Source organism: Paraburkholderia sp. EG286B (genome assembly GCF_040965655.1).
Classification (GTDB): Bacteria; Pseudomonadota; Gammaproteobacteria; order Burkholderiales; family Burkholderiaceae; genus Paraburkholderia.
Genome location: NZ_JBFRCF010000019.1, coordinates 14,838 through 29,910 on the forward strand (window position 1 = coordinate 14,838; position 15,073 = coordinate 29,910).

Here is a 15,073-nt window from a genome sequence, read left to right on the forward strand (position 1 = left end):
GCGTCATGGGCGGCATTCATCGCTTGCGGTCCGAGTTTCGCCAGGCGATCGAAGCCTACGATCTTCTATGCCGAACCACGCTGAAGCGTACTCGATCGCCTGATCAAGGCTCTGAAGCATCGTCAAGCTAACCCCGATTACTTCAGCCGGCGGTTGCTTCAGGTCCGGCACCGTCACGACTCGTATCCCTGCGCGATGTGCGGCAAGCACACCGTTCTCACTATCCTCAAACGCCAGGCAATCGCTCGACGATTTCCGCAGACGAGAAGCCGCAAGCTCATACACGGCCGGATCGGGCTTACCACGGGCAACTTCATCCCCTCCAGCAATCGCATCAAAGAAACCGAGCACGTCGACCCGTGCAAGCCGGGATAGAATCTCTTGTCTGCTTGATGACGACGCGACGGCGCATGGGACCCCAGCATTGACCAATGCAGTCAGTAGGGCATGCACTCCCGGCTTCAGTGGAAACACCGGTGGACTCGCCGGAGAGTGCAGCCGCTGCCGAGCTCGCGTAAGCGCTTCCTGAAAGAGCGGCTCCGCTCCGAACATTCTCGCCAGCATCGCTTGGCACTCGGGCAGCGATCTCCCGATGATCTCGGCATAGTCGACAGGCCGTATATGAACGCCAAGTTCGTGTCCGACGGCTATCCACGTATTCATGATCGTTCGCTCCGAATCGATCAGTAATCCGTCCATGTCGAAGATTGCGGCAGAGAACATATGCAAGGTATCCTGGGTGCTTGAGGTGGTGAATGTCACTATATCCGCGTCGCGGAACGCTTCGTGGTCGATTCCGACGGGAATTTTCCCAGCTCTACCAATCTATCGACGATTTGGCGGTGCGACGCTCAGGAGCGGGTCTAGCCTATCGGTCACCGGTACCGACCATCATCCAGTCACGCATCATGCAATGTAGCGCGACAATCTAAGCGGCTTCTGCCTCGGCAGGGGGAATGTCGCCGATGGGGCCGAACAGCCGGCGATTGTTGAACCAGTCCACCCATTCGAGCGTCGCCATTTCAACGGCCTGTAAATTGCGCCACGGCCCGAGGCACGGATCATCTCGGCCTTGTACAAGCCGTTTATCGTTTCAGCCAGGGCGTTATCGTAGGAGTCGCCCACGCTACCCACTGACGGCTCGATGCCAGCATCAACCAGCCGATCCGTATAGCGGATCGATACGTATTGGGCGGATTCAACCGGTCGTCGCAACACCGGTTAAGCGCTTATGATAGATGCTCGCTGAACACTTCCAAAGGCGTTTTCCATCCAAGTGTCTTGCGGCGGGAGGTCGGCTGTATGATTCTCAAAACCCGTTCATCTTGTTCTTCACATCATAGCCGAACGCTTTGATGCAACAGAACCCCATAGTCCGCAGGACCTGAACCGATGTTCAAGAGTCCGCGCTGCCCGCATGGCCGTACATGATGATCGTGATGAAGCGGATCGGCAGTTTGATGAGTCGTTCCGGCCCGTGGGGCACCGAGCCGCGGAACGTGAACGCATCGCCCGGTTGCAGCAGATAGCTGCGATTGCCGTGCCGGTACTCCATTTTGCCCTGCAGCATGTAGATGAACTCAGTGCCAGGATGCTCGAAAGTCGGGAAGATCTCCGACTCGTCGTCCATCGAAATGAGGAAAGGCTCGAACAGCTTGACCGGCCCCTGGTCGTACGCCAGCAGATGATAGGTGTGCCCCTTGGTCGTGCCGCGCCGGACCACTTCCATGCCTTTACCCGCCTTCACGTGCTGCGCATTGCCTTCCTGACCTTCAAAATTGCGAAACAGCGTCGACAAGGAAATACCCAGCGAACGAGCGATGCTCACCATCGATTCGAGGCTAGTGGACACCTGGCCGTTCTCGATTTTCGAGACCATGCTGCGCGAGAGCCCGCTCTGCTCCGCAAGCTCCGCGATCGTGAGCCCCTGATTCGTGCGGTTCTCGCGCACGACCTTGCCGATGAAATGCTCGATCGACATCGATTGATCGCTGGCCTCCTGTGCGGCCGCCGGCACTGCTTCGTCATCGTGCTTGGTCATCTGCCTGTCCTTGTTGATTCGCCGTCCCGTTCGCACGACCAGCGCCCGACGCTTCACCCGACGCGAGCGCGCTGTCGAGCATTTCCAGCGCACGTGGGGATTCGCCTTGCGCGAGCGCCCAACCGACCTGCGCCGTGACACAAAACTCGTGTCCCTCGACACGCACCGGAACGCCGACACTCTCCCTCAAGCATTCCGCAACGATATCCAGCGCAGCCGTGCTGTCGTTGGGCATCAGCGCCGCGACCTGCTCCGCGCACTCGCACCAGCCAAGGGCTGCCGCGGAAAAATCCGTGAGCATGATCGCAAAATCCTGCTTATCGAGCAGTGTCGCACAGTTCATGTCACCCTGGATCGCCTGCAAGCGCCGGCCCAACTCCACGAGCACGCGGTCTGCGTATTCCGCGCCGAAGCGTCCGGTCACCTTCTCGAAGTCGCTCACGCGTACCGCCAGGACCGCGCACGGCTGTCCGCTACGGCTTGCGAACGCAATGGCAAAGCTCAGCCGGTCCATGAACATCGCGGAATTTGTGAGGCCGGTCGAGCGGTCGAAAACGAGCCTGCGCCGCGTGCTTTCCTCGGCAAGCTGTCGCCGCGTCACTTCGATGATGAAGCCTTCGAGGCCCAGCAACTCGTTGCGTGCCGAGAAGATCCCGCGCCCCTGGTCCCAGACCCACTTGGTCTGCCCCGCGCGGTCGACAATGCGGTAGGTGACCTCGTAAGGCTCGCCCACGGCCACGCGGGACTGAATCTCGTTCCAGACGAATTCGCGGTCCTCGGGGTGGATGAGCGAGACGAACCTCATGACCGACTCGTCGAGCAATTCGTTCGCTTCATAGCCAGTCAGCTCGAAGCAGCCTTCGCTCACGAACTCCATCGACCAGTGCCGGTTGTTCTGCCCGCGATAGATCATGGCGCGCACGTTCGAGAGCAGCATGCGCAGGCTGCGGCGGCTCGCGTGCAGCGCCTCCTCGTTGCGGCGGCTGTTCGAGACATCGAGCGCGAGACCGACCGCGCCGATCAGTTGACCCTCCGCGTCCGCCACGCTCTTGCAGCGCAGCTCGACATGGAACATGGTCTCGTCGGCGCGGATCATGCGCACGACCGTGATCAGCTCGCCCAACTGTCCGTCGATCAGCGAGGTGAGCCTCGCGCTCAGCGCAGCGCGATCTTCGGGATGCACGAACCCGGCAAGCGGCGGAAAGTCGCTTCCGCCTCCGACGATACGCAGCATGCTGCGCCACGCAGGGTTCACAAAGATCAGATTCTGCTCGCGGTCGATGCGAAAGAGCGCCTGCGGCAAGTGCGCGACCACGTCCTGGCAATGCTGCTGGATCTGCGCCTCGCTGCGCTGCACGTCGGCACTGGCATAAGGCGCCGGGAACTGCAGCAGCGTGAGCCGCGAGCCCCGGCCGCGCAGGACGGTGACGGGATGGCGCCGAAACGTGCCGTCGCCATATGCGAGGCGCAGCGAGCCCTCGGTGCGCTCGGTGTCGTCACCTGCCTGCGCGAGCAGCTTCGTCAAGTCCAGCATCGACTGCGGATGCACGAGATTGCCGAACGGCATGCCGACGATCTCGTCGACGTGATGCTCCCAGCGCGCATGCTTGAGAAACGCGCCGTTGACGAACACGAGCGCGTCGTTGTCGAGCAGCACCGCGGGTGTGGAAAGATTTTCGGCGAATGCGGTGAGTTCGGGCGCCGCCGCAACGCGCATGCCGCGGCGCACCGCCCGCTTCGCGCCAAAGGTGAAGGCGAGGCCGAGCAGCCCGCTTGCCAGCGCGAGCGCAAGCACGACGGCGATATAGAGCAGAATGTCGACGCCCTGGCCCGGACCGAGCCGCGGCAGCACGACCCCCACTATCGCCACCAGCAGTGCTGTCGAAAACAGATAAACTGTCATCATGCGTTGACCTCGCGAATCCATAAAACGGGCTTGGCGCTCAGAACCCGCCCGCACCTTCTTCGCTACCTGTCTCCAGATGAATGCTGCCGACCGCGCCTGGCTGCGACGCTACCCGCTCTACGCGAAAACCTGCATTGTCCTCGCCTGCCTCGTTGCGCTGATCGCGCTGCTGTTCGTCTGCACGCGCGTGCAACTGGACAACAAGGGTATTTACGAGCAGGCCTCCGTTTCGCTCGGCGACGCCGCGCGGCTGCACCGCATCGCCGCGAGCATTGCGGCCGCCGCGCCCGACGCTGCGGCCGGACTGAACGTTCAAGCCGCAGCGCTCGTACGCAACGATACGTTGTTGAAGCACTGGCGGCAACAGGGTGCGCCCACGCCGCTCGTTGCCGAACAGCTCAGAGCGCTCGACAGCGCGCAACCGACGCCGGAGCTGCTCGATGCGCTCAGGGCCGGGATCGAGAGCCAGAGCGACGCGCTGGAGGCCGTCATCACGCTGCTCGAAGCCTGCATCGCCGCGCTCATGTTCGCCGGCATCTTCGCGCTCGCGTGGGGCGCCCGGCGCGCGCTGGTCCTGCGTCCTGCCGTGCTCCTGCACACGCTGGCCCAGACCGGACATGCGGTGCCCGCGGGGCGCGACGAGATCGACCGTCTGCTCACCGTGATGAGCGCCCTCGCGGCCCGGCTGCGCAGCGAGCAGGACGAATCGGCCCTGCTCAAGCGCATTGTCGAAGACCATATCGCGTTCGCGGACCAGTCGCTCGACCTGCTGCATTATATCTGCGCGCAACTCGCGGAAGACGCGCCTTCCGGCGGCACGCTCGAAGCGCTGCTGGAGCGCCTCATCGGCATCCTGCGAGTGCAGCGCATCGCGCTCGTGCTCTCCGAGACCTCGGCGCAACTGCTCGGCGTCGATACCGTCGTGGCGCCGGCGGGCCTCGCGCCCCACATCGTGCGCGAGCACGTCGTGAGCGAGCTCATGTCGCTATCGGGTGTGCGCTCGCTGCCGGACAGCGAGAGCGGCGAACGGCTGGCCGTGCTCGCAGCGCCGGTGCGCGTGCCTTCCGGCACATACGGCGTGCTGATCGGCGAAGGCGGGACTGACACGCGCTACGAGCAACGCCATCTGCATCTGCTCGAAACCATCGCAAGCGTGCTCGCGCACGCGATTTCCAACCTGAGCCGCGACGTGCGCGACCGGCGCATGACCCTGCTCGAGGAGCGCAACGCCATCGCGCGCGAACTCCACGACTCGCTCGCACAGTCGCTTGCGTACATGAAGATCCAGCTCGCGCGGCTGCAAGCCGTGCTGCCCGAAGAGCTTGCGCAGAGCGACGCTGCCCAGATCGCGCGGGCGATCCGCGAGGGAATCGACAGCGCCTATCGCCAGTTGCGCGAGCTGCTCACCACGTTCCGCACGTCGGTGCATGCGCGCGGGCTCGCCGCGACTCTCGAGGAAGTCGCCGAGGAGTTGTCCTCACGCAGCGAGGTGCAGATCTCGGTGGACAACCGCATTCGCCGCGTGCGGCTCACCGTCAATGAGGAGTTGCACATCGGCCAGGTCGTGCGCGAGGCCCTGACCAATGTCGTGCGCCATGCGCGCGCATCGAGCGCACTCGTGACGCTCGCGTCGAACGGGCGCGAGGTCACTGTCACGATCGCGGACGATGGCCGCGGCATCACCACGGAATCGGGCGGCGAGCATCATTACGGACTTTCGATCATGCGCGAACGCTCGCGCAGTCTCGGCGGCCGGCTCGAGATCCACTCGAACGAGCCCGGCTCGTCCATCGTGCTGACGTTCGTGCCGGCCTCCTTCGCACAGCAGACGCGCATCGGCAAAGGCAACCCTGTGCTTTGAAGTGCGTGGCGCCTAGCCGCCCAGCGGAGCCCGCCGCCCGATCTGCTCGTGACGCCAGACCACGGCTTCGAGCCGCGAATGCAGATCGAGCTTATGCAGCAGGTGCTTGACGTGAACCTTGACCGTGCCGACGCTGATGTCGAGCTTGCGCGCAATCGCCTTGTTCGACAGCCCCTCGACGAGATAGTCGAGCACCTCCTGCTCGCGCGCCGAGAGCAGGGTCTCGCTTGCGTGGAGCGAGTGGCCGCCCGAAAGCGCCTGAACCAGATTGCCGGTCACCGCCTCGCTGAGCACCGCCGTGCCCTTCAGGACCTTCTGCAGGTTCAGGCACAGGTCTTCAGGCTCCATGTCCTTGAGCAGATAGCCGTGTGCGCCGGCTCGCAGCGCGGCCACGACGTCGCGCTCGTTGTCGGACACCGTCAGCATGACGAAGCGTGACTCGACGCCCTGCTCGCGCATCATCGAAATGGTTTCCACGCCGCTCATTTCCGGCATGTTCAGGTCGACCAGGATCACATCGGGCTTGATCTCCAGCGCCATCGCCGCGCCCTCGCTGCCCGAGCCGGCCTCGCCCACGACACGATAGCCCGGGTCCATCTGGATGAGCTGCGCCACACCGGCGCGAAACAGCGCATGATCGTCGATGAGAAGTACGGTCGTCACAGGTTCCATGTTATTTCCCCCATGCAAAACGGCAACAGGCTGAACGATTCCAGTATGGCGCGCGGCTGACCGTAAGCAATCCGCAAGAGGGAGTTCTCCTTTGGGGGTAGGCGGGAGGCAGGCAGAAATGAAAACCGCCCGGCGCATACCCTTATCGGGCGTACGCCGGGCGATCGCCGTGTCGCTGCCGCTAGCGAAACGCGTGCTCGATCTCGGGCAGTTCTCCGGGCACTTCGGCGTCGGCCTGCACGCCCATGAACGCCGCCAGCCGCCTCGAGAAGTGATCGCGCACGAGCAGGTGCCTGCCGCACCCGCCGCAGGCCGCCACGTTGGTCGTCACGCCCTCGTTCATCGCGCGGCAATGGATGCAGTACACGCGCCGCATCAGGCTCCCGCTATGCGCCACCTGCACCGCATCGGGCGCGAGGCCGCAGCGCTCGGCAACCTGCCCCACCGACCAGATAAACGGCTCGGTGCCGAGCGCGTAGAGACGGATGCCCACGCGGGCGCCGCGCAGCGCCTTGCCGAGCGCGGCGAGCAATTCGTCTTCGGCGTCGAAGCGGTGCGCCACCGCGTTCGCAAGCGCGCAGGCAGCGCCTGCGCCCGCCTGCGCCATGTCCTTGTCGACCGCCCAGACTTCGAGCGGCGCGGCGCCGCCCGCCGTGCTCAAGCTACTCAGCGTGTTCAGCGCGCTGGCGCGGTCCGCGTCGGTCGCGCCGGAGGTCACAAACCAGTGCTGCGTGCCTTGCGCAACGGGCTCGAGCGACGCATACACCGGGCGGCTCTTGTTAAGCGAGGTCATCATCGGGGGCGCCCTCCGTGTGCTCGGTTATCAGTAGATCGCGAGGCTATGGGTCACCACGACCACGGCAACACCGGCCGCGATGGTCAGGTAAGGCAGTATCCCGGCGCGCTTCACGACCTTGCCGCCGCCCGTGAGTTCCATGTCCTCTTTCATCGCGTCAGGGAAGTGCCCCTTGTCGGTGATGTAGTGGCGGAACAGGAACACCGGCACGATCAGCGCGGCGAAGCACAGCCCCGAGACCAGCGTGCCCCGGCCCCACGTGTCTGCGCCCATGCCCATCAGCGCGAGATTGACGAAGGAGAACAGCGTGCCAAGCACGATCAGCCAGTTGGGCGCGCGGAACGGACGGTGCCAGTCGGCGCGGTCCAGACGGTGAATCCACGCGGAATTCAGGTTCAGGAAGTTGAAGATGATGTAGCCGACATTGGACATCGCAAGCACGAACACATAGTCCGACATCATCAGGAGGACCAGGTTGAAGCACAGGTCGGTCCACATCGCGCGGGTGGGCGCGCCGTGTTCGTTCACGTGCGAGAGGTACTTCGGCAGCCAGCCGTCCGCCGAGGCCTGATACAGCGTGCGCGACGAACCCGCCATCGAGGTCATGATCGCGAGCACCAGTGCGAGCACCAGCATCACGACGAGCACGCGCTCGACCAGCAGGCCGCCGCGGATCATCGGGGCCATTGCCTTGGCCACGCCCATGCCGCTGTAGATATCCGGCGAGAGCATGCCGCTATACACGGCGGGCGTCACCACGTTGCCAGCGGCGTCCTTCACGTCGGGCGTCACGAGATGGCCGAGGCCGAGCACGCCCTGGAACGAAAGCGGCACCACCGTGAACACGAAGATACACAGGAGACCTGAGTACAGGATGGCCTTGAACGTATCGACCTTCGGGTTGCGGAATTCACGCGTGTAGCAAACGGCCGTCTCGAACCCGTAGGTCGACCACGCGGCGACGAACAACCCGCCCGCCATCAGCGTGATGCCGGCGCGCCCCCAGGTGCCGTCGATGATCTGCCCTGCACTGTCCTTCGCGAACGGCACGAGCGGAAACAGGTTGTGCAAAGGCACATCGCCGGTGAGGAGCGGCACCGTGCCCACCAGAATCAGCGGGATCAGCGCTGCCACGCCCAGGATGGTCTGGATGCGCGCCGCGTTCATGATGCCGCGGTGCTGGATCGCGAAGGTAACGAGCAGGATCGCCGCGCCGAGTATGAAGGTCGCGTTGATGCGCAAGCTCAGTCCGGAGCGCAGCCAGTCCAGACTCACCAGTGTGATCTGCCAGGTGTTGATGGCGGAGTCGGCTGGGAAGAGAATCGAGAGCACATAGCCCGCCGCGAGGCCCGAGCCGATCGCGAGCACCGGCGACCACGCGAACCAGTTGCACCACACCGAGAGCGGCGCGAACAGCTTCGAGTAGCGCACCCACGCGATGGCGCCGTAGACCGAGGCCCCACCCGACTTGTGCGGAAAGAGTCCGGCGATCTCCGCGTACGAGAACGACTGGATGAAGCCAAGGCCGATCGAGATGATCCAGACGGCCCACGACAGCTTGCCGACAGTCGCCGCGATCGAGCCAATCGAAAACAGCACCAGCGCCGGGACGCCGCTTGCCACCCAGAACGCGCCGGTCCAGCTGATTTTGCGCTGTAACGACCCTTCCGCTTCGACGACAAGGTCTTCGGGAATCGCATTCATAATCGGTTTTCCTTTCTCTGGTGAGGGACCGCTGTGGGTGGCGGCCAGGATACGGAATGTGGGGATGCGCTCGTGGCCGCGAGCCGCGTGCACGGCACGCGGCGTGGTCACGGGTAAAGCTCAAATGCTGGCGAAACTCGGCCTGGCCTGGGTCTGCCCAGGTTGCGCCTGGATCTGCTGCGGGATCAAGCGATCGACGTCGGGCTGGGTGCCGGCCGAGGCCGGCGTGCCGTCGTCGAATTGCGAAAGCCATTGCGTAGCCGTCTCGCGATAGCGGACCAGCCCCTTGTACTCCGCCAGTTCCGGCGGCAGCGTGCCCAGCACGCGATGCAGGCGCTTGCCCCATTTCGGCACGCGTGCGAGCTCGCCAAGGCCGATCAGGTAACAGCGCACGCAAAAGAGGATGGCGTTGCTGCGCGGCAGCCTGAACAACGTTTGCAACTCCACACGCAGGTGCAGCTTGCCGCCCACGTTTTCCGGCGTGATGCTCGCGCGGTCGGGACCCCACTCGGGATATTGCTCGGGCGAGGTGTCGAGACGCGGGTTGACCGTCATCGTCCAGTTCAGGCGCCGCACCGGCGCACCTAATTGCAGGCGCAACAAAAACTTCAGCGCGCGCTCGAAAATGCCCGCCTGATGCGCGAGCGGCACCGGCCCGTGCCATTCCATGAAGCTCATGCCCAGATCGAAATCGAGCGACCAGTCCGCCTGGGTGGTCACCGTGCCGCCGTCCATGAACAGGTTGTCCTCGCGATGATCGAGCAGGCAGAAGTCGCCCTGCGCCTGGCGCGTGATGTACTCGAACGGCGGGCACGGCAGCGTGGCGGCGTCGCCGAACACGAATTGCTGTTCGAGGCCGAGCGGGCGGTTCGTCCAGGTCCAGCGCTCGCCGTCACGCTCGAGCTGGAACTGCTCGGGGTAGTCGTGGGCGAGACTCTCCATGATGAGCTCGAGCGTATCCCACTGTGCGGCCTCCATATGGTCCAGCACCTGGCAGCGAAGCGGATCGCGTTCGAGCGTGAGTGCGCGGTCCCGGCACTCGGCGATGTAGTGCTCGTCGACATCGAACGCGGCGTGAAGCACCGTGCCGGGCGCACCCGGCACGTGCGGTTCGATATTCACCGAGTACATGTACTTGTCTTCGGGAAACGGAAACGGAAAACGCAGGATCGCTTCGTCGCTGTTGCGATACGTAAAAGCGTCGCGAAACGACTCATCGGGCTTGAATGCTATCGACATGGCGTTGGCCTTCCTCGTATTCGTCAGATGTTCAGCACGAGACGCTCGCTGCGCGCACGCGACACGCACGGCAGCACGTTGCAGTTCGTCGCCCGTTCGGCGGCGCTCTGGAAGAAGTCGCGATGCTCGGGCTCGCCTTCCAGCACTTCCAGCGCACAGGTTCCGCATGCGCCGCCGCGGCACATGTAGGGCGCGTCGATACCGGCCGCTTCGAGCGCTTCGAGCAGGCTCTGGTCGGGGCCCACCGCCACTTCGCAGCCGCTCTTCGCGAGCACCGCGACGAAGGGCTCGCCATGCGATGCGCCGCCAAAGCTCTCCTGGTGGAAATGGCTATCCGGCCAGCCGAGCGAGTGAGCGACCTCTGCAAGCCCTTCCATCAAGCCCACCGGGCCGCAGGTATAGAGATGCGTGCCCGGCGGCTGTGCGGCGAGCATCGAACCGAAACGCGTTTGCGAATCCTGCACGTCCGTGTAGATGGCGACGCCGCCCACGATGCGGTCGGCGATCAGCGCACCGAGCGCATCGGCGTCCTCGGGACGGCAGCACAAGTGCATCTCCACGTGCGCGCCGCTAGCGGCCAGCTCCGGCAACATCGAGAGAAACGGCGTGATGCCGATGCCGCCCGCGACGATCACATGCTTCGCCGCGCGCCGGGCGAGCGGAAAGAAGTTCGACGGCATCGAGATCTCGAGCCGGCTGCCTTCGCGCACCTGCGTGTGCATGAACGCTGAGCCGCCACGCGAGGCGGGCACGCGGCGCACCATGATCTGATACGCGTCGCGTGCGCCCGCAGGCTTCGTCAACGAGTAAGCGTTGCGCCAGGTCCGCGCGTCGCCGCGCATCGTGACGACGACGTGGCTGCCAGCGGAATACGCCGGCAAATGCGCACCGTCCTCTGGCACGAGCGTGAAGCGCCGGATATCGGCGGTGATGTGCTCTACGCGTTCGACACGTACTGGAATGGCCTTAGGTCCGTTCATGCCCATTGATCCTCATGTCAGATGATCGCTTTGCCGGTCGGGTGTGCGTTGCTGCTCAGGGAAGACCCTGAACCGGACAGGCGCAGCGTGGCAGCGAATCTGTTGAACAGAATCGGCGAGCCAAAAAAGGAGATCAATGATTCATAGGGGGTAGGCCCTGCGCTACGCCCGCGAGGGTGCTTCGGCGTGCCGCTCACGATGCCAAATGAACGCCCCGGTGCCGTGGATGGCCCGTGCAACCGGCATGAGGCACACGGTTATCGCCCCTCGACTGTCACGCGATGCAAGGTCTTGCCACGCGTTTGGCGCCCGCTCGCGCCCAGGCTAAGTAGCACGCCTACCCACTCGGAGGTAGCGCCACGGAGCGATTGTGATGCCGATTTTAACGACCGAGACTACCTGTCATCCGGCGGCCCTCGTCGAGGCCAATCAGCCCTGACTCGTCGGCCTTCATTCACGTAAGGTTCAACCTCGGGAAAACGCTATGACCAGGCAATCAATTTTGAACGTTCGCCATCGCGAACTGGGATCGAAGCTTGACGGCGATATGTGGAACGACATGCCGCTACCCTGGTACTACAACAGCGACCCCAGCGATGAGGTGGTCGCCGTGCGCTCGACTGCGGGCCTCTACGATATCAGCGCATTGAACATCCTCCGCGTGAGCGGCCCGGACGCGTGTGCCGTGATCGACAGCATCTGCGCCATCGACGTCACGAAGATGAAGCCCGGCACCGCGCGCCTCGCGGCAGAAGTCGACGAGCGCGGCGTGATCTGCGACGACCTGATGGTGATTTACGACGCGCCGAACCACTATCGCATCTCGCACGGCGGCGGCTCGACCCAGGAGCGCCTGCGCCGCGCAGCCGAGGGCCGCAATGTCGAATGGCATCAGGACTTCGACGTCCATATGCTCTCGCTGCAAGGTCCGCGCGCCGCCGCCATCCTGCAGCCGCATATCGGCATCGATCTCGCCGCGCTGCCGTACTTCGCCCACGTCGAAACGCAGTTGTTCGATCGCAAGATCATCGTCTCGCGCGGCGGCTACTCGGGCGAGCAGGGCTTCGAAATCTCGTGCAGCGCCAGCGACGCCATCGCGCTGTGGGACGCCATTCTCGAAGCGGGCAAGCCGCTCGGCATCGTCCCGGCTTCGTGGACCTCGCTCGAACTCGCGCGCATCGAGGCGGCGCTGCTCTTCTACCCGTTCGACATGCCCGAAGGCGACGTCACGCCGTGGGAGCTGAACCTCGACTGGATGATCGACGTCGACAAGCCCGGTGACTACGTCGGCAAGGCCGCGCTGCTCAACGCGCGCGGCAAGGAGCGTTTCAAGCAGGCCGGCGTGCTCGTGAAACACGATGGCCCGGTTGCGGCTGGCTCGAAGATCTACATCGGCAAGGAACAGGTTGGCGTCGTCACGAGCGCAACCTTCAGCCGCTATCTCATGCAGTCGCTCGCGATGGTCCATCTGAAACCGGCGCATATTGCGCTCGGCACCAAGGTCGAGATCCGCGATGCCGCCGGCAACTTCACCGGCACCGTCACCCGCACGCCGTTCTACGACCCGCAACGCGTGCGCACCCGCGTAGCGGCCTGAGCATCGCCCCCACGCAGCCAACAAACACACAAGGAGAGACGTCCCCATGTCCCGCGATCCCCGCTATGACGTGCTGTTCGAGCCCATCCAGATCGGCCCGAAGACCTTGCGCAACCGCTTCTATCAAGTCCCGCACTGCATTGGCGCGGGCAGCAACCTGCCCGGCTTCCAGGCTGCGCACCGCTCGATGAAGGCCGAAGGCGGCTGGGCGGCGATGAACACCGAGTACTGCTCGATCCACCCGGAGTCGGACGACACGCACCGCCTCTCCGCACGCATCTGGGACGAAGGCGACGTGCGCAACCTGCGCGCAATGACGGAGGAGGTGCACAAGTACGGCGCGCTCGCCGGCATCGAAATGTGGTACGGCGGCTCGCACGCGCCCTGCATGGAAAGCCGCGCTACGCCTCGCGGGCCTAGCCAGTACGCTTCGGAGTTCGAAACGCTCACGTACTGCAAGGAGATGGATCTCGACGATATCCGCGACGTCCAGCAATACTACGTAGAGGCGGCGCTGCGCGCGCGCGACGCGGGCTTCGACATCGTCTACGTGTACGGCGCGCACTCGTATCTGCCGCTGCAGTTTCTCTCGCCCTACTACAACAAGCGCACCGACGGCTATGGCGGCTCGCTCGAAAACCGCGCGCGCTTCTGGCTCGAAACGCTCGAAAAAGTGCGCCACGCCGTGGGCAGCGATTGCGCGATTGCCACGCGCTTCGCCGTCGACTCGCTCTATGGCAGCGGCGGCGTCGAAGTGGAAAACGACGGCATGAAGTTCGTTGAAATGGCCGATCCGCTCGTCGACCTGTGGGACGTCGATGTCGGCGACATTGCCGAGTGGGGCGAAGATGCGGGACCGTCGCGCTTCTACCTGCAGGGCCACCAGGTGCCGTGGACCAAATTCATCAAGCAGGTCTCGAAGAAGCCGGTGCTCGGCGTGGGCCGCTACACCGATCCGGAGAAGATGACCGAGATCGTCACGAAGGGCTTTGCCGACATCATCGGCGCCGCGCGTCCCTCGATCGCTGACCCGTTCCTGCCGAAGAAGATCGAGGAAGGCCGTGTGGACGACATTCGCGTCTGCATCGGCTGCAATGTCTGTATTTCCCGCTGGGAGATCGGCGGCTCGCCGATGATCTGCACGCAGAACGCCACGGCCGGCGAAGAGTATCGCCGCGGCTGGCACCCGGAGAAGTTCGAGGAATGCAAGTCGGGCGACTCGGTGCTCGTGGTGGGCGCGGGCCCCTCGGGCTCGGAATGCGCGCGCGTGCTGATGCAGCGCGGCTACACGGTCCACCTCGTCGATTCCGCAGAGAAGATCGGCGGCCACCTGAACAGCGTCGTCGCGCTGCCGGGTCTCGGCGAATGGGGCTATCACCGCGACTATCGCGAGACGCAGATCGCCAAGCTGCTCAAGAAGAACAAGCAGAGCCAGCTTGCGCTCGGCGTGAAGCCGCTCACCGCCGACGACGTGCTCGACTACGGCGCAGAGAAGGTTGTGATCGCAACTGGGTCGCACTGGGTGGGTGACGGCACCAACTGCCTCACGCACGATCCGATCCCCGGCGCCGATGCTTCGCAGCCCGATCAATTGACGCCTGAGCAGGTGCTCGCAGGCAAGAAGCCGATCGGCAAGCGCGTGGTGATCCTCAACGCCGACACGTACTTCATGGCGCCGAGCCTCGCCGAAAAGCTCGCCGCAGCGGGCCACGAAGTGACGATCGTGAGCGGCGTGCATCTCGCGAACTACATGCACTTCACGCTCGAGTATCCGAACATGATGCGCCGGCTGCACGAACTGCATGTGACGGAAATGGGCGATCACTTCGCGAGCCGCATCGAAAAAGGCCGCATCGAGATCTACAACATCTGGGGCGACGGTTCGCGCCGTACCTACCGGGGCCCGGGCGCGTTGCCGCGCGACGCGAACAAGACCCACCGCTGGCTCGAGTTCGATTCGCTCGTGCTCGTGACGGGCCGCCGCTCGAACGACACGCTCTACCGCGAGGTGAAGGCGAAACAGGACCAGTGGGAGAGCAAGGGCATCAAGGGCGTGTATCTGATCGGCGATGCCGAAGCGCCGCGTCTGATCGCCGACGCGACCTTCACGGGTCACCGCCTCGCGCGCGAGATCGAAGAGGCGAACGCGCAGTTCCCCCTGCCGTACAAGCGCGAAGTGGCCGTCTGGGGCACGCCGCATATGCCTGAAGGCACCTACCAGATCCACTACAAGAAGTAAGGCGGCGCGGGCCCTGGCCGGCTATCGGCCGGCCGGGA

11 protein-coding genes and 1 pseudogene are annotated in these 15,073 nt (G+C 64.3%); 3 read left to right on the forward strand and 9 right to left on the reverse strand.

Going from position 1 to position 15,073, the window contains the following annotated elements:
* Nucleotides 1-3 precede the first annotated feature (3 nt).
* The 4 genes and pseudogenes from AB4Y42_RS32090 to AB4Y42_RS32105 form a co-directional block, all read right to left on the reverse strand.
* Nucleotides 4-723 carry an HAD family hydrolase gene (locus AB4Y42_RS32090; RefSeq protein WP_368690148.1) on the reverse strand — a complete coding sequence of 240 codons (720 nt, stop codon included), beginning with the start codon at nt 721-723 and terminating at the stop codon, nt 4-6.
* Nucleotides 724-928: 205 nt separating this feature from the next.
* A pseudogene (locus AB4Y42_RS32095) lies at nt 929-1,194 on the reverse strand (integrase core domain-containing protein); the annotation flags it as partial.
* 202 nt (nt 1,195-1,396) lie between these two features.
* Complete coding sequence (locus tag AB4Y42_RS32100; RefSeq protein WP_368690174.1) at nt 1,397-1,981, reverse strand: helix-turn-helix domain-containing protein; 585 nt, start codon at nt 1,979-1,981, stop codon at nt 1,397-1,399.
* A 43-nt stretch (nt 1,982-2,024) separates the two neighbouring features.
* The gene (locus AB4Y42_RS32105) at nt 2,025-3,947 is read right to left on the reverse strand and encodes a PAS domain-containing protein (protein ID WP_368696429.1); all 1,923 of its coding nucleotides are present in this window, start codon (nt 3,945-3,947) and stop codon (nt 2,025-2,027) included.
* Nucleotides 3,948-4,023: 76 nt separating this feature from the next.
* Here AB4Y42_RS32105 and AB4Y42_RS32110 point away from each other — a divergent pair, with 76 nt between their 5' ends.
* Nucleotides 4,024-5,808: a histidine kinase gene (locus tag AB4Y42_RS32110; protein WP_368696430.1), complete on the forward strand. Its 1,785-nt coding sequence runs from the start codon at nt 4,024-4,026 to the stop codon at nt 5,806-5,808.
* A 12-nt stretch (nt 5,809-5,820) separates the two neighbouring features.
* Here the strand turns inward: AB4Y42_RS32110 and narL are convergent, their stop codons facing one another.
* The 5 genes from narL to AB4Y42_RS32135 all read right to left on the reverse strand — a co-directional run bounded on the left by narL (nt 5,821) and on the right by AB4Y42_RS32135 (nt 11,199).
* Nucleotides 5,821-6,480, reverse strand: coding sequence for a two-component system response regulator NarL (gene narL / locus AB4Y42_RS32115; protein ID WP_368690145.1), 660 nt, complete (start codon nt 6,478-6,480; stop codon nt 5,821-5,823).
* Nucleotides 6,481-6,661: 181 nt separating this feature from the next.
* Nucleotides 6,662-7,276 (reverse strand): dimethylamine monooxygenase subunit DmmA family protein, encoded by a 615-nt coding sequence (locus AB4Y42_RS32120; protein ID WP_368696431.1) that lies wholly within the window; start codon nt 7,274-7,276, stop codon nt 6,662-6,664.
* A 27-nt stretch (nt 7,277-7,303) separates the two neighbouring features.
* Nucleotides 7,304-8,980, reverse strand: coding sequence for an APC family permease (locus tag AB4Y42_RS32125; RefSeq protein ID WP_368690143.1), 1,677 nt, complete (start codon nt 8,978-8,980; stop codon nt 7,304-7,306).
* 120 nt (nt 8,981-9,100) lie between these two features.
* Complete coding sequence (locus AB4Y42_RS32130; RefSeq protein ID WP_368696432.1) at nt 9,101-10,219, reverse strand: DUF3445 domain-containing protein; 1,119 nt, start codon at nt 10,217-10,219, stop codon at nt 9,101-9,103.
* 23 nt (nt 10,220-10,242) lie between these two features.
* A complete protein-coding gene (locus AB4Y42_RS32135; RefSeq protein ID WP_368690141.1) occupies nt 10,243-11,199 on the reverse strand; it encodes a 2Fe-2S iron-sulfur cluster-binding protein in 957 nt (318 codons plus the stop codon).
* 484 nt (nt 11,200-11,683) lie between these two features.
* Between AB4Y42_RS32135 and AB4Y42_RS32140 the strand changes: the two genes are divergently transcribed.
* Both AB4Y42_RS32140 and AB4Y42_RS32145 read left to right on the forward strand, forming a co-directional pair.
* Nucleotides 11,684-12,796 (forward strand): aminomethyltransferase family protein, encoded by a 1,113-nt coding sequence (locus AB4Y42_RS32140; protein WP_368690140.1) that lies wholly within the window; start codon nt 11,684-11,686, stop codon nt 12,794-12,796.
* Nucleotides 12,797-12,842: 46 nt separating this feature from the next.
* On the forward strand, nt 12,843-15,035 hold the full coding sequence (locus AB4Y42_RS32145; protein ID WP_368696433.1) for an FAD-dependent oxidoreductase: 2,193 nt from the start codon (nt 12,843-12,845) through the stop codon (nt 15,033-15,035).
* Nucleotides 15,036-15,073 lie beyond the last annotated feature (38 nt).

Coding starts and splice junctions, on each gene's coding strand:
- AB4Y42_RS32090 (WP_368690148.1), bottom strand. CDS start 723: ATGTTCTCTGCCGCAATCTTCGACATGGACGGATTACTGATCGATTCG.
- AB4Y42_RS32100 (WP_368690174.1), bottom strand. CDS start 1,981: ATGTCGATCGAGCATTTCATCGGCAAGGTCGTGCGCGAGAACCGCACG.
- AB4Y42_RS32105 (WP_368696429.1), bottom strand. CDS start 3,947: ATGATGACAGTTTATCTGTTTTCGACAGCACTGCTGGTGGCGATAGTG.
- AB4Y42_RS32110 (WP_368696430.1), top strand. CDS start 4,024: ATGAATGCTGCCGACCGCGCCTGGCTGCGACGCTACCCGCTCTACGCG.
- narL (WP_368690145.1), bottom strand. CDS start 6,480: ATGGAACCTGTGACGACCGTACTTCTCATCGACGATCATGCGCTGTTT.
- AB4Y42_RS32120 (WP_368696431.1), bottom strand. CDS start 7,276: ATGATGACCTCGCTTAACAAGAGCCGCCCGGTGTATGCGTCGCTCGAG.
- AB4Y42_RS32125 (WP_368690143.1), bottom strand. CDS start 8,980: ATGAATGCGATTCCCGAAGACCTTGTCGTCGAAGCGGAAGGGTCGTTA.
- AB4Y42_RS32130 (WP_368696432.1), bottom strand. CDS start 10,219: ATGTCGATAGCATTCAAGCCCGATGAGTCGTTTCGCGACGCTTTTACG.
- AB4Y42_RS32135 (WP_368690141.1), bottom strand. CDS start 11,199: ATGAACGGACCTAAGGCCATTCCAGTACGTGTCGAACGCGTAGAGCAC.
- AB4Y42_RS32140 (WP_368690140.1), top strand. CDS start 11,684: ATGACCAGGCAATCAATTTTGAACGTTCGCCATCGCGAACTGGGATCG.
- AB4Y42_RS32145 (WP_368696433.1), top strand. CDS start 12,843: ATGTCCCGCGATCCCCGCTATGACGTGCTGTTCGAGCCCATCCAGATC.